This window comes from Streptomyces sp. NBC_01622 (assembly GCF_045209635.1).
Taxonomy (GTDB): Bacteria; Actinomycetota; Actinomycetes; order Streptomycetales; family Streptomycetaceae; genus Streptomyces.
In genome coordinates this window covers 4,905,180-4,931,395 of the sequence record NZ_CP109293.1, presented here as the reverse complement: position 1 = coordinate 4,931,395, position 26,216 = coordinate 4,905,180, and the positions used below count along the sequence as shown (strand labels likewise).

The window sequence follows — 26,216 nt, the reverse complement described above, 5'->3', positions numbered from 1 at the left end:
TAGGTTCGCAGTCGTCCACCAGACCCGGAAGGAGACATCATGAGTGCAACCATCGTCCTGGTGCACGGCGGCTTTGTCGACGGCGCCGGATGGCGCGGAGTCTACGACGCACTGACCACCGACGGCTTCAACGTGCAGATCGTGCAGAACCCGACGAAGTCGCTCGCCGACGACGTCGCGGTCACCCTCGACGTCCTTGACCGCGCCGCCGGCCCGGTCGTGCTCGTCGGTCACTCGTACGGCGGTGCAGTGATCACCGAGGCGGGCAACCACGACAAGGTCGCGGCGCTCGTCTATGTCACGGCGTTCGCGCCAGACCAGGGCGAGTCGGTCAACACACTCCTGGGCACGTTCCCGGCAGACGGGCCGCAGCCGCCCATCCTGCCGCCGGTCAACGGCTACCTCTTCCTCGACCGCGCCAAGTTCGCCGAAGCGTTCGCCGCCGACGTCTCCGCACAGGAGGCGGCGTTCATGGCCGACTCGCAGGTGCCCTGGGGGCTGGACGCGCTCGGCGGCACGGTGACGAAGGCCGCCTGGCACGCGAAGCCCAGCTGGTACCTGCACGTCACCGAGGACCGGATGATCCCGCCTGCCGCGCAGGCCTCGATGGCCCAGCGCATCGGCGCCACCGTCGCCGAGACACCCGGCAGCCACGCGATCTACGTATCGCGGCCGGACGTCGTCGCCGACCTGATCAAGAAGGCCGCTGCAGCGATCGGATGACCGGATCGGCCGTGAGGCTGATGACGAGAGAGGTTGGACGGGGAGCGGGAGGGTTGCAGTTCAGGCTGCACTCGGCTGCGTTCGCGCGGGTCCACTTGGGCCGACTGGATATGTTCCGCCGCAGGTCAGGACAGTGCTGAACCCCTCCGGCCTCCCGGACGAACAGGTGGAAAGCCTATTGGGGGCACCTCCCCACGAGTACGAATCTCGTATCCTCCGCCAGTGCCTCACCGGGCACGATGTCGAAGGGCCCCACCGTTCACGGTGGGGCCCTTCGACGTGCGTGGTTTGTATGTACAAGCACTTCGAAGACCCCAAGCCGGCCACGTCGCCGACCTGCCCGACTGGCAGAAGGAGACCGACGCCGACATCTTCGAGACGGTCGAAGACGCTTCGAAGTAGCCGCGCATCCGCAGGATGCCAACCGTGACGCACGAACTTCTCGCCATCGGCGACGCCTACAAGAAACCCGTCGCCGATGGTGAGGACGGCCTCTGCGTCGACATGACGGAGGTCGATCAGCCCACGGTCAATGGGCGGACCTGGTCTCGGAACCGCAGCAGTCCGCTTCTTCCACTTCACCTGAGGCCCGCAGTACCGGCATGACCATGGACACTTCCGCCTGCCCAGCGTCTGGACAATGCCCACCGCCCGCCGGTGCCGGCCGACTCTTCCAGGTTGCTGATGAGCTGGGTCACCAGGACGGGCAGCAGGTTGCGGATCATCTTGGGCAGCACGATGGGCCTGATCGTCTGCCGGTCGCTCAGGCCAATGGCGTGGGCGGTCTCGGTCTGTCCGCGTTCCCGCGCGAGATCTGGCGGCGGATCTGGTCCAACAACCCGCAGGAACGCCTCAACAAGGAGATCCGCCGCCGCACCGACGTGGTCGGCATCTTCCCCGACCGCACCGCCCTGATCTGCCTGGTCGGCGCGGTGCTGGCCGAGCAGAACGACGAGTGGACCGAGGCCCGCCGCTACATGGGCCTCGACCTGCTCGCCAAGACCCGCCTCCACCCGATCGAGTCACAAACCGACGAGACCGTCGTCCCGACCGAACTCACCGCATAGCCTCAAAACGAGATCACCGAGTGGCCGTCAATACACCACCTCGGCGGACGCGACCGTCGGGCTGTTCTCAGACAGTGGCGACGGACGGGCAGGATTCGAACCTGCGACACCCGCTTTAGGGGTTTCCCTAGGGCAGGGCTGTGACCTGTGGAAATGCCGACTGTGGTGCGCTTGGCCTGGGAAAACATCCCTCCGTAGTTCTCACGTGTTCACGGGGTTTCCCGGCGTCATGTGTGCCGGATCCGTTCTGCCCGGCGCCTCTCTGACGCGGCGCTGGTGCTTGCGCACGTGCAAGTCACCGGCCGGGCAAGTCGGTACACGACCGGATGACCGGTGAGGCCGGCTTCGGCCTCACCGGTCACTGCAGGGTCGGCGGGGACCCGCTACGGCGCCGCGGTCTTGTTGAAGCCCTTGTCGAGGTAGGCGTACTGGTCCACGACGAAGCCGTCGTGGACCAGGCGGCCGATGCCGCCCTCATCACGCCAGACCTGCTCGGAGGAGCCGAAGGAGAATCCTCCGGACTCCTGGCGGACCTCGTCGGTGTAGACCCGGTAGCGCTGACCGGGCTGGATGATTGTCCCCGGGGGGAAGGCGTAGGCGTGCCCGGTGGGCTTGCACTCCACGACCCAGCCGGTCAGGTCCTGGGGCGCGCCGCCCTTGTTGAAGATCTCGATGTATTCGTCGGGCTGGCCCGTGCCGTTGCCCAGGTAGCGCAAGTCGGAGATGATCACGTCCGGCTCGTCGAAGGCGAACATGCAGACGACCTCGGCGAAGTTGACTCCGCCCTCGGGGCTGCGGAACTGCCGGACGATCTGGCCGCCCCGCTTGAACCCGCTCAGGACCGCCCTGTACTGCTTCCCGTCGATCGTGACCGGCTGAGGGTGGATGAACTCCTGCAGGTCGACCAGGTCGTCGTCCACGGGACTGCTGCCGGTGCTGTTGGGTGTCTCGTTGTGATGGAAGGCGAAGTTCAGATCGGTCGTGCTGCCGTCCTCGAACATGACGTTGACGGCGAGCATGACGTTGAACTGGCTCGGGCTGACGTTGGTGGGGAGATTGCGGTGCACGAAGGTACCGACGACGAACTCGGTGCCGTCGAGCTGGACGTCCGCGGCCGAACCGCGGAACTGGTACCCGCTCTGGGAGCCGCTGCTGCCCCACCTGACGTCGGCGGTGCCGAGCCCGTCGACCGGGGAGATGGCCGGGGTGGTGGACGGGAAGACGCCGGAGGTGACGACTGTGGTCATGGTGTCTGACTCCTGCTCTCTCAGTCCTCGTCCTGGATGACCTCGGCCTTGAGCTTGGCCGGAGGCGCGGTGGCGATCTGGGCGACGCCGTCGGTGAAGCGGCCGATCCTGGCGCCGTCGACGGCTTCGAGACCGCAGGTGTAGACGATGCAGTCCTTGTCCTGGTCGGCCGTGTTCAAGTGCACGTGGTAGGTGAAGGTCAGCGTGCGCCCGTCCTCGCTCACCTTGGCCTGGACGGGCGGCAGGCTGCCGCCTGTGGTCTGGTCCATGCGCTTGTACTGGGCGCCCACCATGCCGTTCCAGCGGAATCCGGTGGGGGCGGTGAAGACGTGCTCCCGTTCACCGGCGTCGACGGTTTCGCTCCAGTTCGGCGTACGGACGCAGATGTTGATGGTGGTGCCGAGGCCACCGGGGGCGTCCTCGACTCCGCCTTCCTGCCACACCACGAGGTCCAGCTTCTGCGCACGGCCCTGTTCGTAGCCCCAGTCATAGCCGTTCGCGTAATGGTCCTTCTCCCCGCGGGTGCCGTCGCGCGGCGGGTCGGAGTGCGGGCGTCCGGCGAGCGCGTCGGCCCGCCCCTGTTCCTCTCCCCGTTTGTAGGCTTCCTTCTTCGCGGACTGCACTTCAGTGGCCATCTCCGAGTCCTCCTGGGGCTGTGATCGAAGCATGCGGTGAAAAGGGACGTCCTGGCGCGGATCACCCCGGCCCGCAGGCGACGGGCAGGGCCTGGCACGGCACGGCACGCCGCGCTGCTCACGGAGCACGGGACGCCATGAGAGTGGTGTCCGAGAGACAGAACGCGGGACGCCGTCGGCGGCTTCGGCCGGGGCGCTGCGCAGTCATGACGGCACGCACCGGGCCGTCATCCGCGTTCATCGTTAGCCCGGGCCCGCGAGCGGTATGCCGTCGTTCCCCCGTTTGGAATGCAGGATCGATTCCGCGTCACTTGTTCGAGTGGAGCTGAGGCACGCGGGGGCGCACGAATGCGGAGCACAGCAGCCCCGCGCCCGCCGAAGCCGTAGGTGCCCGCGGCCGTTTGCACGGCCGGACCCGCCGCCCGTCTCCAGCGGGTCCTCCCTCGTGTGGGTGGAGCGCTCGGTGCGCTGCTCCTGCGGGGCTGACCCGGCCGGTATGCAGGGGGATGTCAACGACGGCTCGGAAGGAGACGGACATGCGGGAGACGAGGCCGTGGAAGCAGAAGGTGACGGACGCCGCCGATGCCCCACTGCGACGATGCCGGATGGTGACGGCGTGACGGCGAAGGCCGCGGCTCGGAGGCGGGATACGGTCTCGCCGGACGAGCGCGACCTGCTGGTCACCGTGGCGGGAAACGGCACCTCCGGATTCTCCGGCGACGAGCGGCCGGCTCCGCAAGCGCAGTTGGCCTTCCCCGCGGATGTGGCCGTGGGGCAGGGGGCTGTCTTCATCGCCGACCATGCCAACCACCGGGTCCGCCGGATCGACGGCTCCGACGTGGTGACGACGGTCGCCGGGGACGGGCTGCGGGGCTTCGCCGGGGACGGCACGGAGGCGGTGCGGGCCCGCCTGGGCTTTCCGGCCGCCCTCGCGGTCGACGCGGACGGGGCTGTGCTCATCGCCGACGAGATGAATCACCGGATCCGCCGGATCGACCCCTCGGGCGTCATCGACACCGTCGCGGGAGACGGCTCCCGCGGCGGCGACGGCGATGGCGGCCCCGCCGACCGCGCCCGGCTGGACGCCCCGTGCGCCCTGGCCGTGGACGGCGCCGGATCGCTGTACGTCGGCGAAGCGGGCAGCCCCAGGGTGCGCAGGATTGGCGGCGACGGAGTCATCAGCACGGTCGTTGCGGCATCCAGAGGGTCCGGGGGCTCCGGTGCGGCCGACGCCGGCGAGGCGTTCCTGCCCGCCGGTCTCGCGGCCGACGCGGCGGGGCAGTTGTACATCGCCGACCCGGTGGGCCGTCGATTGCTGCTGCTGGGCTCGGACGGGATTCTTCGGGTGTTGGCGGGACCGCCGGACGCGAGCGCCGGCGCCACGGCGGTCGACTGGAGTGCCCCGTGCGCGGTGGCGGTCGACGCCCAGGGAGCCGTCTACGTCGCCGATATGAACGGACACTGCGTGTGGAGGCTGGCCGACGGAGCGGCTCGCGTCGTCGCGGGGCCGGATCCAGCGGCCGGTGAGGCGGCCGAGATCGGTGATACGGCGGATACCGTCGTCGGCGCCTCGCTGGCCTATCCGTGCGGTCTCGCCGTGGACCCGGCCGGGCGGCTGCTCGTCGCGGACAACTTCCACCACCGCATCGCGGCTCTGCCCCTCACCGCCGCCCCCGCCCAGGCCACCGAGCCGGAACCGGACGAGAAGCCGGAGCCGGAGCCGGAGCCGGAGCCGGAGCCGGAGTCGGAGTCGGAGTCGGAGCTGGACCGGAAGCCGGAGTTGGAGCCGGAGCCGGAGCCGGACCGGAAGCCGGAGTCGGAGCCGGACGAGAAGCCGGAGCCGGAGCCGGACGAGAAGCCGGAACCGGACCGGAAGCCGGAGCCGGAGCTGGACCGGAAGCCGGAGTTGGAGCCGGAGCCGGACGAGAAGCCGGAACCGGACCGGAAGCCGGAGCCGGAGCTGGACCGGAAGCCGGAGTTGGAGCCGGAGCCGGACGAGAAGCCGGAGCCGGAAGGGAAACCTGGGCCGGACCGCGAAGCCGGCCGTGCTCAGGACGGAGACGGGGCCGCCGCCACCGCGCGGCTGCTGGTCCGTCAGGAAGTCGGAGTGGAAATCCCGCGCGGCGGCAGCGAGTTGATCCACGTGCGGGTCTCATCCATCGACCCCTGGGCCCCCGAGCGCGTGGAGCACCGCTTCACCGCTCCGACGGGTCTCGTCTTCGACGGCCGGGTGACGTGCGCGTACTACCGCGTGGATGGCTCCGTGGTCGCCGCCCCGGAGCCGACGGCAACGGTGCGGGAGGACGGCAAGCTGCTGTCCGTGACGGACGAACCCCGGTTGAACACCCCCGGCAATCCGGCGGCGGCTCTGGTCTACACCCTCGGCGTCCGGGCCCGGACGGACGCCGAGCCCGGACGCTACACCGACGGACGAGCGGTGATCGCGGGCCAGCCGGAAGTGCGCCTGAAAGCGAGCGTTCTCGGCGACGACGAGGATTAGCGAGAACCGAGGCGAGAGCCGGCGCGAGCCCTTGAGTCGCCTGTGGCGGACATTCCGCCACAGGCGGCTCTTTGCGATTTCAAACCCCCCGTGTGCAAGTAAACGTTTTTGTGTGTTCGGGTCACCCGCGTGAACGTTACTGCGTGTGACATATTCGCCACGGTGGGTTAGCTTTCGAAACGTGTCCACTCCCACCCTCCCGAGGCTCGGGCCTCCGGGCCCCTTCCCGCATGCCCCGCTCGCTCATCCGCTCGACCGCAAGTGGCTGCACTACGCGTTCCTGTCCCGGTGCGGCCGGCAGGCTCTGATCGCCAACCTGTCCGTCCTGGGGTCCTCCACCGGCACGTTCTTCGCGGATCCGGGCGCCCCGGCCACCGGACGGCGCAGCGGCACCGGAACGGCAGCCGAGGGACAGCACATGGCGATCCTTCTCCTCCACGAGGAGGGGCACGGCTGGAGCGCGACGCAGTTCAACGCCGAACAGCCCGAACTGCCCTGGTCGGCATTCCGGTTACCGCATCCGCACGGCGAGTCCGGCACGTTCCGGGTGGCGGCCCGGTCGGAGACACCGGCGGCCGACGTACGGCTGACCCGGACCAGCAGGCCCTGCACCTCGCAGTGCGCGCCCTTCGGCGAGGACGAGCACCTGCGGTGGCAGTCGGAACCCGGCGTCCTGGGCACCGGCACCCTGCGGCACGGCGACGGCACGGCCACGGAGACGTCCCTGCTGGGCTACCACGAACGGGTACGCGGCCGGTGGGCCTGGCCCACGCTCGGGGGCTGGGTGTTCGGGTTCGTCAACGACCCTTCGGGCCCGGCCGATGCCGCTCCGCCCTCGGCCGTGGTCTTCACCCTGATCCAGCCCGCGCGTCCGGCGGATGCGGCCAACGGGTCGGTGATGCTGTGGCGCGACGGACGCATGATCCGTCACTTTCCGCGCCGCAACCTGCGGGTCGCGGTCAGCGGCAGCCTGGACCGGGACCGGGTGGCGTTGGTACCGCCGCTGGCGGACGTGCTGGGTACCCCGCCGATGGCCGAGGTGCCCGGCCGGCTGCTGATCACCGCCCGGCTCGGCGACGACCGTCTCGTCCTCGACTTCCGCTCGCACACGGCGGGCCGGATCGCCAACCCGTCCGAGACGAGCCTGCACCCGTTCAGCGTGCACGAGACCCTCGGCCCGTGCACGGTGGAGGGCCGGGTCGGCGGACGCCGTATCGGCTTTCACACGAAGGGCATCGTGGAGTTCGCCGGTGGCGCCCATGACTGAGACCATGCCCGCGTTCACGGGTGCCGGGCTGCTGGACGAGACCGTCGCCGCCCTGTCCGACCGGGCGCCGGCCATCCTCGCCGCAGCCGCCGACCAGTTGCACGGCATCCGGCTCGGCCTGCACTTCAACGACGGCAGCCACGCCACGCTCACCGCGCGGCACAGCCGTATCGTCGTACGCCAGGACCGCTGCCCGGATCCCGACGTCGAGGTCGCCTTCGACAACCGCGCCATGAACCTGCTGTTCGACCTCCAGCGCCCACCCGTCGACCAGGTCCTTCCCGACAGCCTCGACGTCCGCGGCTCCCAGGAGGACACCCTCGCCGTGTGGCGGGCCTTCACGCTGCTGTCCCAGCGCGCGGCGGGCCTGCGCAGCATGCAGGAACTCTGGGGTGCCTACCGAGAACAGGCCCCCCAGCTGTGGGGAAGTGCGGCACCCGCCGCCCTGGAGCCGGCCGCCGAGCCGGTCGACTGGACGGCGCTGGACTTCCTCGCCCGGCGCTCCCCCGAGGACGCGCCCGCACCGCCCGCACTGATCGGCGACACCACCGTCAGGGCCCCGCGCCTGCTCTGGGACGGACACACCAGCACCAGCTGGTCACTGGAGGACACCGTCCGTGACGCGGACCTGATGGAGACCATGCGCCGGTGTCGGGCGCGCACCAACGAGGAGATCGAACGGCTGCTGCCGGACCGCGAGCCGCGCGCCGAGCTGTACGACCTCATGCGCTCCTATCCCGCGCGGCAGGGCAAGGGACTGCGGCCCACCCTGACCATCGCGGCCTGCGCCGCCTTCGGCGGTCGCCCCGACGACGCCGTACGCGCCGCTGCCGCGCTGGAGCTGTTCCACAACGGCTTCCTCGTCCACGACGACATCGCCGACGAGTCCACGCACCGGCGCGGCCTGCCGACCATGCACGAGGAACACGGCCTGGGCCTGGCCGTCAACGTCGGCGACGGGCTGAACCTGCTCGCCGTCGACGCCGTCCTGTCCAACCTCGAAACACTCGGCCTGGTCCGCACCCTCGGCCTCATCCACGAGGCGGTGCACATGTGCCGGGAGTCCATCGAGGGCCAGGCCATGGAGCTGGGCTGGATCCGTCATGACGTCGTCCCCGACGCCGACGACGCCTACTTCACGATGAGCACCAAGAAGACCGGCTGGTACACCTGCATCAGCCCGTGCCGCATCGGCGCCGTCTGCGCCGGCGTCACCGACCCGGCCGTACTGGGCCGGTTCGACGAGGCGTTCCGCCTCATCGGCATCGCCTTCCAGATCCAGGACGACATCCTGAACCTGGTCGGCGAGGAGGCCCTCTACGGCAAGGAACCCCTGGGGGACCTGCTCGAAGGCAAGCGCACGGTGATGCTGATCCACCTCTTCCGCACCGCTTACACCCACGAGCGCCCCCGCCTCTTCGACGTCCTGCGCCAACGCCGCGTCGACAAGACCCAGCAACACGCCGAGGAACTCCTCGCCGCCATGCGGCGGCACGGATCCATCGAGTACGCCACCGACCTCGCCGACCGGCTCGCCGCCGAAGGCATCGCACGCTTCGAAGAAGACCTGCGCGTCATCCCCGAAAACGAAGGCAAAGCCGTCCTGCGGCAGATCGCCCACTACGTCACCTCAAGGCCACTGTGACCACCACCGCACCCCCGCCGGCCGATCCCACCGCCACCGGCCCGCTGACCCCGACCGACCACCGGGCGTTCGGATTCCTCGGCCAGGTCAACAGCTGTCTGCGCCAGTGCCTGTGCACCCTGGCCCGGCACGGTCTGTCCCTGCGCCAACGCGAACCCGCACGTGCCCGCGTCCTGCTCGACACGGTCCGGCCCTGGCCCCTCTACAAGGGCGGCCAGTTCCTCTTCGACCTCATGGAGTGGGAAGACCTCATGGTCCACGGCGACCCCCCGCCCCTGATGTCCGCCGAGCGGATCATCTCCGCCTGCACCCTGCCCGTGCAGTGGGTCGCCGCCGCCACCGCCGAGGACTCCGCCGCGGCGAAACCGATCCCCGGCCAGCGCACCGCCGTCGCCTTCGACCTCCCCCTGCGCCTGCTGGCCACCACCGCCCGCGCCGCCCTCCAGGGCGCCACGCAGGACTTCACCGACCTGCTCGGCACGCCCGCACCCCAGGGCGAGACCGGCAACGGCACCGGACACGACACCGCCCCGGACGCCGACGGCGAGGGCGCCGATGACGAACTGCCGCCCCTGGAAGCGGGGTTCTACCTCTACGAGGACATCGCCCTCGGTGCCCTCGTCGTCCTCGGCCCTCTCTTGGCCGACAACGCGCCCACCGCCACCACGCCCCCCACCTAGCTCAAGGCGTCCGTCTCCGGTCCCGACGGCCCATGAGCGAGCCCACCCCCCCAAGCCCGCCACCGGCGGATCCGCCCATGCGGAAACCACTCACCTACGGAAGGAAAATCATGGCCACGCAGACCCAGGCACCCGTCAAGCCGGGAGCCGAGAACAAGCTGTACATCCTCCAGCAGGGCATCGTCGAGGACGCACCGGGAGGGGTGCCTGCCCACCTCAGCTTCGGCATCCTCAACACCGTCCCGGACCCGGTGAACCCCGGCGACATCACCTTCACCCTCAAGGCACCCACGGGCTTCGTGTTCACCGGCTGGCTCTCCTGGGCCTACCACGACGTCAACACGCTCCAGGCGAAGGGCAATCTCAAGACCACCCAGGGCACTCTCGCTGACGGAGGCCGCACGCTGACCTTCACCCACAACCCGTACCTGTCCACCAACCAGGAGTGCCTCGGCTACGGGGCCCAGGTCACCGCCATCGACGGCGCGACGCCGGGCCGCTACACCGACGGCGAGCTCCGGGTGGGCGCCGCCAGCCCCGTCAGGCTCAAGGGCCGCGTCCTCGACCCCAACGAGGACTGACAGTGAGGATGTGACATGGCTTCTCCGGCGGGTCTGACTCACGGACTGACCGACGTCTCGACTGTCATGTTCGGGATTTGTCGATCCGCTCGGAGGAGCTGCTTCGCACGTGTCCGGACGGGCGCTCGTGACCTTATAGCGCCTCTGTGTGTCAAGCGGCCTGAGCGAGGTGGTCCCGTTGGTCTCGTTTCATGATCCGGTAGACCACGTTGGACAGCAGCCGTTTGAGGGCCCGGCGGGCTTCAGCGGTGTCTTTCCTTCGGCGATCTTGCGCTGGTAGTAGTCCTGTCCGCGACCGCCGTCGCGGATCTGGCAGATGGCAATGACGTGCAGCACCGAGTTCAGCGCGCGGTTGCCGCCGGTATTGAGCCGGTGGCGGACATTGTTGCCGCTGGAGGCGTCCAAGGGTGCGCTGCCGGTGCAGCCGGCGAAGTGATGCTCGGTGGGGAAGCGGCTGATGTCGCCAACGTGGCCGATGACCTTGGCGGCCAGCACGGTGCCCAGGCCCGGCAGGGCCGTCAGCGTGGTGCGGGTCGCGGCGAGAGCGTCACGCATCTAGGCTTCGTTGTCCTTGACCTGCCGGTCCAGGCGGCGCAGGTCTGCCATTAGGTCGCCGCCGGTGGCCAGCAGCCGGGCTCGGGCCGACAGTGTGGAGGGCACGTCCACCACGTTCTCGCCCGCGGCGGCCAGCTGCTGGGCGAGTGTGCGGCCCAGGCCGCGGGCGCCTTCAATGGCGAAGCGGCGTTCGGGCCACTGCTCGCACCAGCGCATCAGCTGGCGGAAGGTGCCGGCGGTGTGGGAGGACTTTGTGGGGGTCGATACCGATGAGGATCACGGGCAGCCCGCCTTGCACTCGAGGAGACAGGGATGGGAGTGGAACGGCGCACCCAGCAGGGACTGTCGAAGAAGGACATCATGCGCTGCCTCAAGCGCCACGTCGCCCGCGAGATCTACCGCGTCCTCATTCGCTTCCTCGACCACCGCACCGTCACCCGGCATACCGCTCAAAGCGACCTCACTGAAGCCGCTTGACATCCATAGGAGTGGACTCCCCTGGAGGACTCGAGGTGGAAAGCTGTCGCCCCATATTCGCCCCGCCGCTTCGGCATCCCACGCACCTAGGAAGGGGCGCTCATCCGGAACCACCTCGCCCGCCGGGCAGCGGACGACCTTGAAGCCGAATAGAGGACAGCCTGGGAGCGCCGCCGGGTCGAGGAGATGGGCGGCATGAACCTGTTCTTCGTACGCGGCACCGGCAAGGGCGCCATCGTCGTCACGCCGTCCCTGACCGGCTCGCTGCTTCCCGGAGTCACCCGTGCCTCGCTCCTGCAGCTGACCGCGGACCACGGCTACGGCGTGGCGGAGGACCGGATCTCCGTGGACGAGTGGCGGCGCGGCACCGAAGACGGCTCCATCTCCGAAGTCTGCGCGTGCGGCACCGCCACAGCTGTGGGGCTCGGTCCGGCGTCGGTACGCATCCCTGAACAGCCGGTATGGCAGAGCGTGACGGAAGTGCTTGCTGCCAGCTACCCCGTATGGTTCGAACCTGCGCACCTCGCCAGGGGGTCCCAAAACCGCTAAGGCGCGCCCCCCACCTACGGCAATGCCACTTTTGAGCATGCCGCACAAGAGAGGTGATCTTCCTCGGTGGCTGACTCGCTGTGCACCAGAGGTAGTTCCGTAGGTAGGGCCGTTGATGGCCCTGACCTGCGGGAATACGCAGTGTGACTGGCGCCCCTGGCAGGATTCGAACCTGCGACACCGCTTTAGGAGTGGGACGGAATCCGTGATGTTGCTTGGTCCTGCTCGTGATGGCCGTTGCTCTACCGTCGGCTCACGCATCGCGCACGCATTGCATCGGCCTGACCAGTGAGTCTTCGCCGGCGCGGCCACGTTGAGCCGGTCGCGCGCCCACCTGGTCCACAGGGGGAGCCTCGATTCACTCGCCTACGGAGGCGGTCCGGAGACCCCGTGTAGCCCCGACAGGAGACATCGCTCCACCGACACCGGGCTCGGGACCCGGTGGATGGAGTGGCTTCGCCGCACTAGCGGGCGAGCGACCCGTTCTGGGCGTCAGACGCGGACTGCCACGCCGTCATACCCGCTCGGGACGCCTCCTTGGCCTGCTGCCACTTCGCGGCCGCCTGCTGGGCCGGGGGCACGTCCATGTCGCGGATCATGCGCCGACCTGCCGTGAACACGGCGAAGGCCCCGATGGCCAGGCCGGCGCACGCCACCACGGCACCGGCCGCGGTGAGCACGGCACCGGTCGCGACGAGCCGTGTGTCGATGTCGATCGTCCGATGGGAGCGGTGGTGCTGTTGGTTCATGACTCCACCATCCAACGGGGGGAGCCAGCTCGCATCCCGACCAAGGCTCAGGACGCCTTACACGACCGGGTGGGTTGACCATGTCCTGGACGACGCGGACCGTGCGAGCGGCGCCAGAGACCACTCCGCTCCCCATGCCGGCCGTTGGCGCGCGAGTGCGCTGCCGTCGCAGCTGCGTGGGCTCTTTGCCGCCCCTGGGCCCTACCGCCGACCCGGCCCCTTCCACAGCCGGCGCCCTGTCTCGTCATTCTCGGACCGATGGGCGCGCCTTGCACGGAACAGCGGCGACCGCACCGTCGACCCCGCGGGCAGATGGCTGGGCAGCTCCGGGCTCTTCCCTTCTGATGTTGCTTATGTAGCGTGCGGTTACGGGTGGAGGACCTTCTCCTTGGCCTGGCGGAACTCCTCGTCGGAGATGTCGCCGCGGGCGCGGATGTCCGAGAGCTTGGCGAGTTGGTCCGCCTCGCTGGCCGGACCGGTGGTGCCGACGGTCTCGCGGATGTAGCGGTCCGTTGCTTCCAACTTGGCTCTGGCGTGCTCCTGTTCACGCCTGCCCATGTCCTTGCCCCGGGCGATGACGTAGACGAAGACGCCCAGGAAGGGGAGGACGATCGTGAAGACCAGCCATCCCGTCTTGGCCCATCCGTTCATGGAGTCGTCGCGGAAGACGTCGAAGACGACGCGGAAGAGCAGGAAGATCCACATGACCCACAGGAAGATCCACATGACCGTCCAGAAGGCTCCGAGGACCGGGTAGTCGTAGGCCAGGTTCACGTAACTGTCCATTGCTTCTCCTGTTGGTTTCGTCCGTGTCGAGGTTCCGTCGCGTGCGGGGGAAGGTCCGGCGGATCCTCGCTGAGCCCGGCCGGGGTCTGTCGCCCCGGCCGGACCGGTCGTCACTGCTCCTCATCGGCGGGGAGTTCCAGCCCGAAGGCTTCGCCGATGGCGCGGGCGACGGAAAACCACCCAGGCGCTGCCCACCACGGGCGATCGCCAGGAGCATTCCCCTGGATCTTCTCCAGCGGTACGCCGGCTTCTGCCGACGTTGAGCAGGTACGAGGGGGCGGAGGCATCCATGGCCACCAGAGCCGCGATGCGTGCCGGCAACACGCCAACGCCGATGAGGCAGGGAGTTGTTGGAAAGGGACCGGGAGCGGCGGCGTTCGACCCAGCCCGCGCCGTGGCGCGGTCAGGAGCCGAGGAGCTTGCGCTTCTGGTCCTCGAACTCCGCTTCCGTGAGGACGCCCTGGGTCTTGAGCTCGCCCAGCTGCTTCAGCTGTTCGATCTTGCTGGTCATGTCGGAGGCCGCCGGAGCCGCGGGCGACTCAGCAGGGTATGCCGGGTGCGGCGCGGGCTCCTCGTATCCCTGCTGGGCGGCCCATCGCCCCTGCTGGCGGCGGGACACGCGGTTCGATACGGCGGTGGCCGTCCCGGCGACGACGGCCGTGCGGGCGACTCCTCGGATGAGACCCGGCATGATGGTCTCCCTTCTCACTCCCTTGCTTTTCAGGAAGTGGCTTCGGTCGAGTCGAGCGCGGCCATGACGACCGACGCCGGGATTCTTCCGGAGGCGACCAGTTCGGCACCGCCGCGATGCAGGGCGGCGGCGAACGGCGCGGCCCACAGGTTCTCGTAGACCAGGACGCCCGCGGAGTTGCCGGGCTCCAGGGCGGCGGCTGCTTCATCGAGGTCGTCCTGGCCCAGCAGCCCGGAGGACGCTCCCTCGAAGACGGCCAGGTCGAGTGCACCGTCGCCGGTGAGATCGCCGATTTCCAGAACGGCCACGGATCCGTCGGCGTCCTTCCGGATGAACGTCAGGTCGAGGATGCGGATGAGGCCACGGTCCACCAGGTCGACCAGGAGGGGGAGGCCCTCGCCGGTCATTCGGTTACCGGGAAACTCGACGACCAGGTAGTCGATCGGTCCCATCTCGCCGGATGTGTCGACTTCATTGAATGCGTCGCTCACGGCGTCACCTCTGGGCTCTGACTGTCTTCCCCCATGCCATTGCATCACCGGACCACGGCGGTCGCACCTCGTGGCGGACTCACCCGTCGGGCCCACCCGGGTCGCGTGTGCTGCACCGTGCGGATCTTCTTGTGCCCATGAGCAACGATGGCGACGAGCAACTCTCGGCCCGCGAGCGCAGCGAACTCGATGAACTGCGGCACCGGGTGGGCGCCCTGGAGAGTGCCGCTCGCCCGGAGGCGGCGCGGCATCACCGGCTACGGTCCACGGGCTCGGTCCTGCTGATCCTCTTTGCCGCCCTGCTGTCGTTGCTGTCCGTCGTCGCGGTCTGGGCGAACAGCATCGTGCGGGACACGGACCGCTACGTCGCCACCGTGGGTCCGCTGGCCTCCGATCCGGATGTGCAGCAGGCGGTCACCAACCGGGTCACCAACGTGGTGCTGGCACAGATCGACGTGAACGCGCTGGTCAAGCAGCTGACGGACGCCGTGTCGGCGAAGGGCGTGCCGCCGAGGGCGGCCCAGCTGGTCGGCAGCCTGGACGGGCCGATCACGAGCGGTCTGAAGCAGTTGGTCAGCGGCACGGTGCAGCGGGTGGTCGCCAGCAGTGCCTTCGAGACGGTCTGGGTGGAGGGCAACCGCAGGGTGCACTCGGCCGTCGACAAGGCGCTGACGGGCGAGGGCGGCGGTGCGGTCTCGCTGAAGAACGACCAGGTGGCCATCGACGTGGCACCGCTGGTGGCCCAGGTCAAGGAGCGGCTTGTCAGTGCCGGCCTGGGAGTGGCTGCGAAGATCCCGGATGTCCACACGGACTTCGTGGTGGTCCAGTCGAAGGACATCGGCAGGATCAAGACCTATATGAGGGTCCTGGAGATCATGGGCAGCTGGCTGCCCGTCATCGCCCTGCTGGTGGCCGCGGCGGGTGTGTACACCGCGTTCAACCGCCGGCACGCGCTGATCGGGGCCGCGTTGGCGGTGTTCGCGGCCATGCTGTTCCTGGGGATCACACTCACCGTCTTCCGTGACGTCTACCTCGACCATCTACCCTCCGGTGCGTCCCCGGCCGCCGCCGGAGCGGTGTACGACGCGCTGATCAGATTCCTGCGCGCGGGTGTACGGGCGCTCGGTGCCGTCGCCCTCATCACCGCGCTCGGCGCCTTTCTCAGCGGGCCGTCCCGGGTCGCCGTGTTCGTTCGCAGGGGCTGCCGCGGGAGCATCGGCGCCCTGCGCGACGTGGCGGAGTCGGGAGGGCTTCGCCTGGGTGCGGTCGGGCGGTTCGTGCACCGCTTCAAGTGGTGGATCGGGGTCGCGATCCTGGTGGTCGCCGCGGTCGTCCTGTTCACCTGGAGTTACCCGACCACGATGGTTGTGGTGTGGACCACGGTGATCGTGCTGGTGGGCTTCCTGATCCGCGAATTCCTGGACAGCGGCTCCGCCGAGCCTCCTGACTCGGCGGCCGGCGCGGCTGCTCACTGACGCGTAGTCGGACAGAGAGCCCGTACGAGGCCCGTATCGCCTCGGCTCGCCGGAAACCGCCTTCAGGGATACGTTGAGTTGGGGAAGCTTGTATGCCCCTCTGGCACGACCCGGGTCGGAGCACGCCCCGAAGCAGTGGCCCGTGTGCCCTGGGCGCAGCGACGCCTCAGGCACGGCCTGCACGCATCAGAGCGGTCAATCCTCCCCCCGACGCCCATCGTCATCGCCATCGGCATCGCCTGCGCGTCGGAAATCCACCTCTTGGAGCCGCTGCCATGACGGAGAACAGGCTGGACGGACACGCGCTACGGCACCGCACCCCGCAGGAGCGGGCCGCACTCGGCAAGGCGGCGCGGGCCGCCGTACCCCGCAGCAGCCACGCCGAGTTCGCACCCGGGCCGAAGCGGCCGGATCCGCTGGAGATCATCGAGAAGCAGTCGGCGACACGGGTGCCCGAACTCGTACCGATTCGCTACGGCAGGATGGCCGAGTCGCCCTTCCGCTTCTACCGGGGGGCCGCCGCCGTCATGGCCGCGGATCTCGCGGACACGCCGAGGTCGGGATTCACGACGCAACTGTGCGGCGACGCGCACATGCTGAACTTCCGGCTGCTGGCCTCGCCCGAGCGCCGCCTCATGTTCGACATCAACGACTTCGACGAGACGCTGCCGGGTCCCTGGGAGTGGGACGTCAAACGCCTGGCCGCCAGCCTCGTCATCGCCGGTCGGCTGAACGGTTTCAGCGGCAGGGAGCGGGCAGCGATCGTGCAGGCGACGGTTCGGTCCTACCGCGAGCACATGCGCGACTTCGCCGGGATGGGCAATCTGAGCGTCTGGTACGCCCAGTTCGACGTGGACTGGGTGCGTGAGCGGTTCGGGGCGGACTTGTCCGCGCGTGGCCGTGACCGCTGGGCGAAGGCTACGGCGAAGGCGCGCTCCCGCGACACCCTTCAGGTCTTCGGCAAACTGACCCATGTCACCGACGGCAAGCGCCGTATCGCTCCCGATCCGCCGCTGATCACCCCCCTCCATGACCTGCTGCCGGATGCTCAGCGCGGCAGTCTGGAGCAGCAGATCCGCCAGCTCATCGAGCGCTATAGCACGACCCTGCAGTCGGACCGGCGCTTCCTTCTGGAGCAGTACCGGGTGGCCGACATGGCCCGCAAGGTGGTCGGGGTCGGCAGTGTGGGCACCCGCTGCTGGATCGTGCTCCTGCTGGGCAGGGATGACGAGGATCCACTGTTCCTCCAGGCCAAGGAGGCCGACGAGTCGGTGCTGGCACGCCACATCGGGGGCCCCCGTTTCCGGACGCAGGGCGAGCGGGTCGTCTCCGGGCAGCGGCTGATGCAGGCCACCAGCGACATCTTCCTGGGCTGGGAGCGGGTCGAAGGGCTCGATGGCCGGCGGCGGGACTTCTACGTACGGCAGTTGCGGGACTGGAAGGGGGTCGCGGTGGCCGAGGACATGGTGCCGCGAGGCATGCGTACCTTCGGCGCACTCTGCGGCGCGACCCTGGCCCGCGCCCATGCGAGGTCCGGCGACCGCATCGCCATCGCCGCCTACCTGGGAGGCAGCGACTCCTTCGACCGGGCGTTGGTGACGTTCGCCGAGCGCTACGCCGACCAGAACGAACAGGACCACCAGACACTCGTCGACGCCATCAGCAGCGGGCAACTGACCGCCGACGCGGCCTGAAGAGGTACAGCACACGGGAAGGCCGTGGCCGCATGGAAGCCACGGCCTTGGACGGTCTCGTCGACGGGTACCGGTCTGGAGGAAGCCGAGGGGTTCGGTCAATGGCTGCTGCGCACGACCGCAGGCCGGGCCGAGGACCTGCAGATCATGTACGGCATCCGCGGTGAACGACTGCTGCACGAGATCGATCTGGACCACCTGCAGGGCTACCGCGCCTCTCGCCCGGTCCGCGTGGGAAACGGCGCATGGGACCAGTTCCAGCTGGACACGTACGGCGAACTGCTGGAGGCGACGCTGCTCCTCCTGAAGCTGCGCGGCCAGCAGATCATCGCCCCGCGCGGCGCGCGGTTCCTGCGCGACGTGGTGGACCTCAACATCAAACGCTGGCAGGAGCCCGATGAGGGCATCTGGGAGATCCGCGGCCGGAGCCGGCATTTCGTCTTCTCCAAACTGATGGCATGGGCCGCTGTGGACTGCGGCATCCGCCTCCTCGACATGGCCCCCGAGCTGGCTCAGGAGCCGGGGTTGCGGGAACACTGGGAGCAAGCCCGCCAGGAGATTCGGACGACTCTCGAGACCAAGGGAGTTGACCCCAAAACCGGTGCGTTCCTCCAGGCGTTCGACCACGACGACCTCGACGCATCCTCGCTCCAGGTGAGCCTGCGGGGCTTCCTGCCACCGGACGACCCCAGGATCCTCGCCACGATCGACCGGACGGAAGCCGAGTTGACCCGCAACGGCCACGTCTACCGCTACCTTTCGTCGGACGGCCTGCCCGGCGAGGAGGGCACGTTCGTCTTCTGCACCTGTGGCTGGCGTCCGCCCTGGCGCGTGCCGGTCGCATCGAAAAGGCAGAGAAGTACCTCGTCGGCGTCCTGGACTGCGCCAACGACCTCGGTCTGCTGGCGGAGGAGATCGACCCCGACACCGGGGAGCTGCTCGGCAACTTCCCTCAGGGATTCAGCCATCTCGGCGTCATCTCGGCCGCACTCAACCTGGCCTACGCCCACTCCGGAGCCGACGCGCCCTGGCCTCCCCAGCGGTAGCGTATGGAGGAACTGAGCCGCTCGGCGCGCTCCAGTCCCCAGAACCAGGTTGCCTGCCGTCACGGCGCGGCCTGATGCAGTGGGGCAGATGCCCGTCCTCGTCGTTGACTCGCGGCGGTACTACGCCTCCCGATCGCGGCGATGGTCCTGGCGACACTGCTCCTGGGGCAGCCGTGCCCGGCTGCCAAACTGCTGGTAGTGCACCGGCAGCGCGGACTCGTCCACCCCCGGCGCACGGTCCGGGACACCGCCACGGCGAGCTCCTCCCGCTCGGCCCGTACCTGGGACAGCTGCTTGACCAGCTGCTCTCCGAGTCCGTCAAATTCCGCGCGTCACACGGTGATCCGCTCCAGCACCTCGGGGTCCGTCATACGCCGGAGCGTAGGGACGCAACCCGTGACGGCGGGCGGGAACCGCAAACCCACCCTTGCCAGACGATCTACGTCCGAGACTGCCGCTCACGACCAGCAAGCACAAGCACGCCGAAGACAGCACACGCCAGACCCATGACCTGCAACGTCACGATGCACAGTGCTCAATGAGGGCCGCCACTGGATGCGGCTCTGATCTCCTTTTGGGATGCTGCTGGCGATCTGCCTGCGATCGGGTGATGTGCTGTCCAGGCGTACCTTCCTGGGGCACGACGGCCGATGCGCCTCGGTTAGTGCGTTGTGGCTAACCGGATTTCGTTCGAGGTGTGTGAACCGCCCCGGTTCGAATGGAGACTCGATTTCGTGAAAGGATCGAGTCATGGCACGACCTTCCCGTTACCCGCCTGCTGAGCAGTCGACGGCAAGCAGGTTGCCTCTCGCCGTCTAGGCAGGCCGGAAAAGCAGAGACCCCCCGCATTCGACCTGCGGGGGGTCTCTGGCTTCTGGGACACAACGGGCCCCTTTCGGCCTGACCGTGATGTACGCGGCCCGTCCCCCAAGGCGAGTGAAAGACGAGCCGCCTACTGTCCTGGCCGGTGGCGCTCGTCAGCTGATGAAGTCGCTCTTGTAGAAGACGCTGGCGTCGAGAAGGTCGTCGGGGCTCGCTGCGGTCTTCGACGAGAAGCCGAAGGCCAGTCGCGGCTGGCCCGAGACCATCCAGGTCGCAATGCCCTGCGGTTCGCGGCCGGGCAGCGACGCCCCGGCGCTCGTCTCGAAGACGTCGTAGACCGAAGCCCCCGAGTCGTTCAGGTCGAGAGTGACAAGGTACGAGGTGTTGTTCGCGCGGCCGTAGGTCAGGTAGGCGTACTCCCCGCAGGAGACGATGCCCTGGAAGTAGTCGGTGTCTTCGAGTCCGGGGATCTCGCCGTTGTTCGGGATCGCCCGTTCTACGAGCCGGTAGCCGTCGCTGAGCCGTCCGGCTACCGCGTCGTCCATGTCGAACACCGCGAGTCGCCAGAGACGCTTGGCGGTCGCGTCCGTCGCGTAACGGATCAGGAGTCGGTTGCTGTACGTGTCGATCGCCGGCCGGGGGAGCTTGACGAAGCTGGAAATCGTCGGGGTGCGGTCGTAGATGGTGACTGCCGGATGGTCCGAGTAGTCAAGGGTCAGCCCGGCGACGAACCGGAAACGGGACAGCTTCTCCCCGGCCCCGTTGTCGTCGGAGTCGGAGCCTTCGATCCAGAGATACGGTTCCGATCCCGACCCTGTCGACTCCACGCCCATCGACGAACCGTGGCCGAATCCGTGCAGCGCCATGATGTCCAGCACGTTCCCCGAGAGATCGGTCTTGGAGATCCACAGATCTCCGTTGTGACCCGTGCTGTCCCCGATCCGGTGCTGCGCGAAGTAGATGTGGCTGTTGACACTGTCGAAGGCGAACGACTGCATGGCCCAGGTCGGCTGGTGCAGCGGTGCCCGCCAGACCGGATTCCCTCCGGCGCCGGACAGCAGGAAATGCTTGGAGGAAGGCACGGACGCCGCCGCCGACCCCGCCGCCCCGAGCGAAAACGCTGAACCCGTCGCCGCAACGGCCGCGATCCCCGCCCCAGTTCGCAGAATTCCACGTCTGCTCGGCTGCTGCCGCTGTTCGCTCTCAGAACTCATACCGCTCACTGCTGCGCTCCCTCTGATTCCTTTGCACGCCACCCGGGGTCCGACCCGTTGCCGCTCCCCGTTTCCACGTTCTCGACGCGCGAGCCGCCCAGCCTGGCAGAGAGGATCACTTCTGACCACCCCAGAACCTTGGCCCTCCCAGGAGAGGGCGAGAGGAGATCACTATCCTGAACAGGCGCTCTCCTACGACGAGTTGACCCCGCCGGAACGTGACCTGCGGGACGCGTTCCCCACGAGCCCTGGGCCGCCCTCTACACCTTCACCGCTGAGTGCGTTGTGGCAAAGGGAGTCCCTGTTCGATGTGTGCGGCGCGGGTGATCATTCGGACAGAGGTGCCGGTGGGGTCGCGGGCATGAAGAAACGGGCCTCCCGGTAGTGACGTGGTTGTTGAAGCCCGTCACGGTCAAGGAGACCCGTTGTCCGGACAGTTGACCATTTCCGCTGCGCCCGCGTCCATCACGGCCACTCCGGAGTGTGACTGCTACGTGCACAGGTTCGGTTCGATCGCTCCGGGGCGGCGGGCGCGGTGCTATCCGAGTGACATGACGGACGGGGAATGGGCCGAGGTCCGCTCCGCGATGCCGGTACCGGCCTGGCTGCTCAAACGAGGTGGGCGCCCGGAGGCGCACTGCCACCGCGAGATGCTCGACGCTGTGCGCTACCTCGTCGACAACGGCGTGAAGTGGATGGCCGTCCCGGTCGACTTCCCGTACTGGCGGGCGGTCTACGACTTCTTCCGCCGCTGGCGGACCAACAACTACGTACGGGAACTCTACGAGCGCCTGCGCCGGACGGCGAGGGAGCGCACGGGCCGCAATGCCGAGCCCAGTGCCGGGATCATCGACAGCCAGTCGGTGGACGCCTCCGAGACCGTCGGCGAGGACAGTCGCGGATACGACGGCGGTAAATCACGCGACGGGCGCAAGCGCCACGTCCTGACCGACACCGAGGGCCTGCTCCTGGAGGTCACCGTGACCACCGCGGACGTCCACGACTCCAAGGCCGCCCCCGCGCTGCTGGAGACATTCATGGAGCAGCCGGGCCGGCTGCTGAAACTGCTGTGGGTCGACAGCGCCTACCAGGGTCCGGCGCTGGCGAAGGCGTTCGCCCGCCACGGGGTCCGGGCCGAGGTCGTGCGCCGATCCGACGGGCAGCGCGGATTTGTTGTACTGGCCCGCAGGTGGGTGGTGGAGCGAACGCTGAGCTGGCTCTCCCGCTCACGCCGCCTCAACCGCGACCACGAACGCCGTGCCGATCACCACCAGCAGATGGTGTGGTGGGCCGCCACGATCAGGCTGTCCCGGCGCCTGGCCGGGGACGCTCCGCACTGGCCGGAGAAGCGTCCCGACCGACTGCTGCGGGCGCGGGCGTGAACCGTCCGTCCTTCTCCCGCACCAGCCAGCCCCGCCTCTCCAGCACGTAGGCACGGTGACGGATCTTCTCCACCTCGTTCTTGATCTCCGCCTCCCGGCCCACCGCCCGCGCCAGCTCCGCCCCACTCACCGGCTCCGAAGCGGCCACCACCGCGGCGAACACCTCCCGATACAGGCCGCTGAGCACCTCCTCACCCATGCCCGACCGCCACACCGGCGGCTGCTCGCCGTACCCCGCGCCGGAGCCACTCGATCCCACAGCGGTAACCACCGCACCACCGGACGGCACGGAAACCGGCGAACTCACCGTGCTCTCCTCGGCCAGCACCGACACGAGCTCCTCACGCCCCACCCTGGCCCGCTCAACTCGCTCCCGCGCGGCATCCACCTCCGCCTGAGCCTGCTCCAGGACCTCCGTCCAGGACTCCAGCTCCTGCCTCGCCCGCGCCTCACGCCGTTCCATCAACCCCAGCACCGACGGCATCGCACACTCTCCTCGATCAACAACAAGCCGCCCGCTGCCTGCCCCTACCCCTCCGCGCCCATGCCCCGCACACGAAGAAACCCCTGCTCATCGAACAGGGACTCCCTTTGCCACAACGCACTTAGTAGCGCAGGGCCCGCCCGACTTCGGCGCGCACTTCGCCGGAGAGTGAACGGTTGCTGCTCGCGGAGCCGGTTCCGTCCTTGCGTGCCGCCACGTCCGAGAGGGTGACGACGGCCGTGTCGAGCAGATTGCCCCCGGTGTCACGGAAGTTGACCTGGACGGCGAAGGACTTGGTCGAGTCGGCCGTGTTGCGTGCGGTGACCTTGACCGTGGCACGCCCTGAGGAGGTGTCCGGCGTTCCCAGTGTCACGTCGTTCTTGACGTCGGTCCCGTTCTTGATCTCGTCCAGCTTCTTGCCCGCCGCGGCGGTCGCGGAGGCCAGCGCGTCGGAGCCCTGGGAGGCGAGGGACGCAGCGGCCGAGGAGGCGGCGGATGCGGCCTTGCTGGCGGTGGACGAGGGACTCCCGCCGTTGGAGCAGGCGGTTAGCGCGGTGGCGGTGAGCGCCGTGATCAGCACGCCCGCGGCCCAGCGCGTGCGGTGTGCGGACATGTCGTCTCCAGCGGGGTCGGGACGCTCCGCCCGGGCGGCGAAAGCAGTGGGGTGTCTCCCGGATGCCCGGGCGGGTGCCGCGCGCGGCTGGTGGCCGCCTCTCCAGTGAAGGGCCGGGCCAGGACGTTCGCATTCCGGGGCAAGGGCCTTGTCGCCCGTTCGGGGCCCTGCGATGCACTCGCGCAGCCGGTACCAGAGTGCTCTCCTCGTCCTGTGGTCGGCCGCCAGGTTGGCGCCCAGTGTGCCGTGCAAGCGTCGCTGGCGGCGTCGACTGCGGCGCGAGCAGGCGTCGCAACAAGTAAGTCCCCTTCAGACACAAGTGGATGGTCGTTGCTCCTCGATGGCGGCGAACTCTTCCGCGACGTGACGATCTACTGCTCAGACTGTCGCCCACGACCAGCGTGAGCACCCCGAACATCGGTCACGCCAGCCCTTTGACCTGCGACTCAAGGTTGGTGGAGGCCCAGTGAGGTGCATACGCCGGATCGGGCCGATCGGCGATCAGCGGTTGGTCACCTGACCCTTCAGGTTGATGTTCGCTTCCTCCGCTGGGGTCTACGACCTCGTCGCGCGAGGCTGGGTCGTCGGGATCCGTGAGGTGAAGAACAAGGCGAGGAGAGCGGCGAGGGCGAGTGCGGCGAGTGCGGCGCGCAGGCCGTCGAGCCTTGCTTCGGTGTTCGCGTCGAGCACTTCCTGGGATGTCTGCGCGCTCAAGCCGGCGTCGTCGAGAGCTCCCTTCAGCTGAGCGTCCGACAGGAAGGGCACACCGCTTTGGAGTTCGACGGAGGCTTGGCTCTTGACCTGGTCCGGGACCGCCGGGTTCTGCTCGACACTGGTCAGGAACGACGACGCGAGCGCGGCGATCATGATCGACCCGGCGAGTGCCGTGCCGATCGAGGCGCCGAGGTTGGTGACGGCGTTCTGGACTCCGCCGACGTCCGCGCTCTGGGCCTCCGGGACTGCGGAGACGGTGACCGAACCGAGCTGGGACGCCAGCGAGCCCATGCCGAGCCCGATGAGCAGGAGGGGGATGGTGACGATCTCCCCGCCGGCGTCGGTGTCGAGCGCGGCCATGAGGACCACGGCGCCCGCGAGCAGCGCGAGGACCCCGAGCCGGACCACCCGACGCGGCGAGACGTCGGGGAGGAGGCGCGGGATCAGGATCGCGGCCGCCAGCAGTGTCAGTGAGAGGGGCAGGATGCGGGCGCCGGTCTGGAGCGCGGACAGGCCCAGGGCGACCGACAGATAGAGCGGTACGACGAAGAACACGCCCATCTGCACAAGGTACTGGAAGAAGAACATCGTCAGGCCGCCGGTGAGCTGCTTGTTCTGCAGCATGGCCGGGGCGACGAGTGGCTCCTTGCGCTGCTGCACGACGCGGGCCTCCCAGCGGAGGAAGAGCCAGATCAGCAGCAGACCGGCCAGCATCAACCACACGACCAGCGAAACCCCGAGCCACGAAGGCGCGTCGGGTTTCGGCTGGAACCAGCCCCATTCGTCCGAGCGGAGCACCCCGTAGACGAAGATCCCGAGCCCGAGGGCGCTGAGCACGGCGCCGATGACATCGATCCGCGCGCGTTCGCCGATCGGCGCCTCGGTGATGCGGCGGGCGAGCAGCAGGATGCCGAGCACCATGACGACCTCACCGGCGAACACCCAGCGCCAGGAGAAGTACGTGGTCGCGAGACCCCCGATGAGTGGCCCCAGTGCGATGGCCACTGCGCCTGCGGCCGCGACGAGTCCGTAGGCGGCGGGACGGCGTTCGACGGCGAAGTTGCTCGCCACGAGTGTCACGATCGCGGGCAGAATGAGCGAGGCTCCGATCCCTTCAAGGAACGCCCAGCCGATCAACAGGACCGTCAGGTTCGGTGCGAGCGCCGTGGCCAGGGAGCCGCAGCCGTAGACAGCGCAGCCGATCATGAAGGCACGTCTGCGGCCGATCAGGGCACCGACCTTGCCGCCGGGGATCATGAACATTGCCATCACGAGGGTGTAGGCCGTAATGGCCCCTTGGATCCCGGTCACCGTCGTGTCCACGTCCTCGGCCACGGTCGCGATCGACACGTTCATGACAGAGCTGTCGAGGGCCATCAGGAACTGACCTGCCGCGAGCGTCATCAGGACGAGGCGCCCTGTCGCCGGCTTCACAGCAGCATCTGCAAGGGGTGCCATGGGTGAATAGTGGCAATTGTTCCGCGGTAGGCCACGCGACCTGCCGCGGCGGTCAGCCGCTTGGCGGCGACGAGGTGAGGACGGGCAATGGAGGCAGCCGCCTCGCGTGCGTGAACAGGCAGTCGGACTCCTGACTGCGCGGCGATGTGAGTGTTCGACGGCTACCTGGTTTCAGCACGACGGCGTCGATCCCTCCGCCGCCCGCCCCCTGCCGCACGTCGCCGCCCGTCGACGACCTCCAGCTCACCGGGCGGCTCACACAGCACCACAGTCCCTGGAGCTTCCTCCTGCCCGATGCGCTGCTGGTCCTCCAGGCTCGGACATCCGGAGAACGCGTGCACCCAATGCCCCCTCGCACACCTCCCGCAGGTCAAAGATCACTTCGCTGATTTGGCGCGACGCCGATGCGCAGACCGCGTGGTCGCCTGACGTCCGCCCGCCGTCGTGATCGCCGAGGCCCTGTCTCCGCGCACCGGCCTCCCCTCCCCGCTACCTGTCCCTCTCCTCCTTCCGGTGCAGACCGGCCTGCACCGCACCGGCCACCACACGGGCGCCACGCCGACGAGCAGGATGTTGCCGGTCATCTGAGCCATCGTGAGGACGCGGGCCGTTTGCGTGACGGCGGTGATGTCGCCGAAGCCGACCGTGCTGAACACGGTGAGTGTGAAGTA

At 68.7% G+C, this 26,216-nt stretch carries 24 protein-coding genes and 3 pseudogenes; 14 read left to right on the top strand and 13 right to left on the bottom strand.

Annotated elements, in window-relative coordinates; all coding sequences use genetic code 11:
* Positions 1 to 39: 39 nt before the first annotated feature.
* Positions 40 to 723, top strand: a complete 684-nt coding sequence (locus OH768_RS22140) for an alpha/beta fold hydrolase (RefSeq protein WP_406456158.1) — start codon at positions 40 to 42, stop codon at positions 721 to 723.
* A 785-nt stretch (positions 724 to 1,508) separates the two neighbouring features.
* Positions 1,509 to 1,790: pseudogene (locus OH768_RS22135) on the top strand (transposase); the annotation flags it as partial.
* Positions 1,791 to 2,173: 383 nt separating this feature from the next.
* Here the strand turns inward: OH768_RS22135 and OH768_RS22130 are convergent.
* Together OH768_RS22130 and OH768_RS22125 are read right to left on the bottom strand one after the other, a co-directional pair.
* Positions 2,174 to 3,037 (bottom strand): choice-of-anchor K domain-containing protein, encoded by an 864-nt coding sequence (locus OH768_RS22130; RefSeq protein ID WP_406456156.1) that lies wholly within the window; start codon positions 3,035 to 3,037, stop codon positions 2,174 to 2,176.
* A gap of 20 nt (positions 3,038 to 3,057) precedes the next feature.
* The gene (locus tag OH768_RS22125; protein ID WP_406456154.1) at positions 3,058 to 3,672 is read right to left on the bottom strand and encodes a hypothetical protein; all 615 of its coding nucleotides are present in this window, start codon (positions 3,670 to 3,672) and stop codon (positions 3,058 to 3,060) included.
* Positions 3,673 to 4,288: 616 nt separating this feature from the next.
* Here OH768_RS22125 and OH768_RS22120 point away from each other — a divergent pair.
* The 5 genes from OH768_RS22120 to OH768_RS22100 all read left to right on the top strand — a co-directional run bounded on the left by OH768_RS22120 (position 4,289) and on the right by OH768_RS22100 (position 10,345).
* A complete protein-coding gene (locus tag OH768_RS22120) occupies positions 4,289 to 6,172 on the top strand; it encodes a serine/threonine protein kinase (RefSeq protein ID WP_406456152.1) in 1,884 nt (627 codons plus the stop codon).
* A 181-nt stretch (positions 6,173 to 6,353) separates the two neighbouring features.
* Positions 6,354 to 7,439 carry a hypothetical protein gene (locus OH768_RS22115; RefSeq protein ID WP_406456151.1) on the top strand — a complete coding sequence of 362 codons (1,086 nt, stop codon included), beginning with the start codon at positions 6,354 to 6,356 and terminating at the stop codon, positions 7,437 to 7,439.
* Positions 7,432 to 9,084: a polyprenyl synthetase family protein gene (locus OH768_RS22110; RefSeq protein WP_406456149.1), complete on the top strand. Its 1,653-nt coding sequence runs from the start codon at positions 7,432 to 7,434 to the stop codon at positions 9,082 to 9,084. The genes OH768_RS22115 and OH768_RS22110 overlap by 8 nt, the downstream gene beginning before the upstream one ends.
* Entirely contained in the window at positions 9,081 to 9,764 is a 684-nt protein-coding gene (locus tag OH768_RS22105) for a hypothetical protein (protein ID WP_406456147.1), read from the top strand. The genes OH768_RS22110 and OH768_RS22105 overlap by 4 nt, the downstream gene beginning before the upstream one ends.
* A 110-nt stretch (positions 9,765 to 9,874) precedes the next feature.
* Positions 9,875 to 10,345 (top strand): hypothetical protein, encoded by a 471-nt coding sequence (locus OH768_RS22100; RefSeq protein ID WP_406456145.1) that lies wholly within the window; start codon positions 9,875 to 9,877, stop codon positions 10,343 to 10,345.
* A gap of 189 nt (positions 10,346 to 10,534) precedes the next feature.
* Here OH768_RS22100 and OH768_RS22095 read toward each other — a convergent pair whose 3' ends face one another.
* Both OH768_RS22095 and OH768_RS22090 read right to left on the bottom strand, forming a co-directional pair.
* Positions 10,535 to 10,900: a transposase gene (locus OH768_RS22095; RefSeq protein ID WP_406456143.1), complete on the bottom strand. Its 366-nt coding sequence runs from the start codon at positions 10,898 to 10,900 to the stop codon at positions 10,535 to 10,537.
* A complete protein-coding gene (locus tag OH768_RS22090; protein ID WP_406456141.1) occupies positions 10,901 to 11,116 on the bottom strand; it encodes a hypothetical protein in 216 nt (71 codons plus the stop codon).
* A 96-nt stretch (positions 11,117 to 11,212) separates the two neighbouring features.
* Between OH768_RS22090 and OH768_RS22085 the strand changes: the two genes are divergently transcribed.
* Together OH768_RS22085 and OH768_RS22080 are read left to right on the top strand one after the other, a co-directional pair.
* Positions 11,213 to 11,377 carry a hypothetical protein gene (locus tag OH768_RS22085; RefSeq protein WP_406456139.1) on the top strand — a complete coding sequence of 55 codons (165 nt, stop codon included), beginning with the start codon at positions 11,213 to 11,215 and terminating at the stop codon, positions 11,375 to 11,377.
* Between the two features lie 159 nt (positions 11,378 to 11,536).
* A pseudogene (locus OH768_RS22080) lies at positions 11,537 to 11,797 on the top strand (aminotransferase class IV); the annotation flags it as partial.
* Between the two features lie 593 nt (positions 11,798 to 12,390).
* On the opposite strand, the gene OH768_RS22075 reads toward OH768_RS22080, so the two are convergent.
* The 4 genes from OH768_RS22075 to OH768_RS22060 form a co-directional block, all read right to left on the bottom strand.
* Positions 12,391 to 12,675 carry a hypothetical protein gene (locus tag OH768_RS22075; protein WP_406456137.1) on the bottom strand — a complete coding sequence of 95 codons (285 nt, stop codon included), beginning with the start codon at positions 12,673 to 12,675 and terminating at the stop codon, positions 12,391 to 12,393.
* A 366-nt stretch (positions 12,676 to 13,041) separates the two neighbouring features.
* The gene (locus OH768_RS22070; protein WP_406456135.1) at positions 13,042 to 13,461 is read right to left on the bottom strand and encodes an SHOCT domain-containing protein; all 420 of its coding nucleotides are present in this window, start codon (positions 13,459 to 13,461) and stop codon (positions 13,042 to 13,044) included.
* Positions 13,462 to 13,864: 403 nt separating this feature from the next.
* Positions 13,865 to 14,152, bottom strand: coding sequence for an SHOCT domain-containing protein (locus tag OH768_RS22065; protein WP_406456133.1), 288 nt, complete (start codon positions 14,150 to 14,152; stop codon positions 13,865 to 13,867).
* A gap of 29 nt (positions 14,153 to 14,181) precedes the next feature.
* On the bottom strand, positions 14,182 to 14,604 hold the full coding sequence (locus OH768_RS22060) for a DUF6325 family protein (RefSeq protein ID WP_406465397.1): 423 nt from the start codon (positions 14,602 to 14,604) through the stop codon (positions 14,182 to 14,184).
* A gap of 176 nt (positions 14,605 to 14,780) precedes the next feature.
* On the opposite strand from OH768_RS22060, the gene OH768_RS22055 reads away from it, so the two are divergent.
* The 4 genes and pseudogenes from OH768_RS22055 to OH768_RS22040 all read left to right on the top strand — a co-directional run bounded on the left by OH768_RS22055 (position 14,781) and on the right by OH768_RS22040 (position 18,858).
* Positions 14,781 to 16,118 carry a hypothetical protein gene (locus OH768_RS22055; RefSeq protein ID WP_406456131.1) on the top strand — a complete coding sequence of 446 codons (1,338 nt, stop codon included), beginning with the start codon at positions 14,781 to 14,783 and terminating at the stop codon, positions 16,116 to 16,118.
* Positions 16,119 to 16,393: 275 nt separating this feature from the next.
* Positions 16,394 to 17,812 carry a DUF2252 domain-containing protein gene (locus OH768_RS22050; RefSeq protein WP_406456129.1) on the top strand — a complete coding sequence of 473 codons (1,419 nt, stop codon included), beginning with the start codon at positions 16,394 to 16,396 and terminating at the stop codon, positions 17,810 to 17,812.
* A 24-nt stretch (positions 17,813 to 17,836) separates the two neighbouring features.
* A pseudogene (locus OH768_RS22045) lies at positions 17,837 to 18,610 on the top strand (glycoside hydrolase family 15 protein); the annotation flags it as partial.
* 2 nt (positions 18,611 to 18,612) lie between these two features.
* The gene (locus tag OH768_RS22040) at positions 18,613 to 18,858 is read left to right on the top strand and encodes a glycoside hydrolase family 15 protein (RefSeq protein ID WP_406465395.1); all 246 of its coding nucleotides are present in this window, start codon (positions 18,613 to 18,615) and stop codon (positions 18,856 to 18,858) included.
* A 977-nt stretch (positions 18,859 to 19,835) separates the two neighbouring features.
* Here the strand turns inward: OH768_RS22040 and OH768_RS22035 are convergent.
* Entirely contained in the window at positions 19,836 to 20,762 is a 927-nt protein-coding gene (locus OH768_RS22035; RefSeq protein ID WP_019067335.1) for a hypothetical protein, read from the bottom strand.
* 683 nt (positions 20,763 to 21,445) lie between these two features.
* Between OH768_RS22035 and OH768_RS22030 the strand changes: the two genes are divergently transcribed.
* Positions 21,446 to 22,276 carry an IS5 family transposase gene (locus OH768_RS22030; protein ID WP_406456127.1) on the top strand — a complete coding sequence of 277 codons (831 nt, stop codon included), beginning with the start codon at positions 21,446 to 21,448 and terminating at the stop codon, positions 22,274 to 22,276.
* On the opposite strand, the gene OH768_RS22025 is transcribed toward OH768_RS22030, so the two are convergent.
* From OH768_RS22025 to OH768_RS22010, 4 genes are all read right to left on the bottom strand, one after another.
* Positions 22,194 to 22,760, bottom strand: a complete 567-nt coding sequence (locus OH768_RS22025) for a hypothetical protein (protein ID WP_201056448.1) — start codon at positions 22,758 to 22,760, stop codon at positions 22,194 to 22,196. The two genes, OH768_RS22030 and OH768_RS22025, sit on opposite strands and share 83 nt — an antisense overlap.
* 121 nt (positions 22,761 to 22,881) lie before the next feature.
* The gene (locus OH768_RS22020) at positions 22,882 to 23,373 is read right to left on the bottom strand and encodes a hypothetical protein (RefSeq protein WP_406456125.1); all 492 of its coding nucleotides are present in this window, start codon (positions 23,371 to 23,373) and stop codon (positions 22,882 to 22,884) included.
* A gap of 555 nt (positions 23,374 to 23,928) precedes the next feature.
* Positions 23,929 to 25,545, bottom strand: a complete 1,617-nt coding sequence (locus OH768_RS22015; RefSeq protein ID WP_406456123.1) for an MFS transporter — start codon at positions 25,543 to 25,545, stop codon at positions 23,929 to 23,931.
* 377 nt (positions 25,546 to 25,922) lie between these two features.
* Positions 25,923 to 26,201 carry an ion channel gene (locus OH768_RS22010; RefSeq protein WP_406456121.1) on the bottom strand — a complete coding sequence of 93 codons (279 nt, stop codon included), beginning with the start codon at positions 26,199 to 26,201 and terminating at the stop codon, positions 25,923 to 25,925.
* Positions 26,202 to 26,216 lie beyond the last annotated feature (15 nt).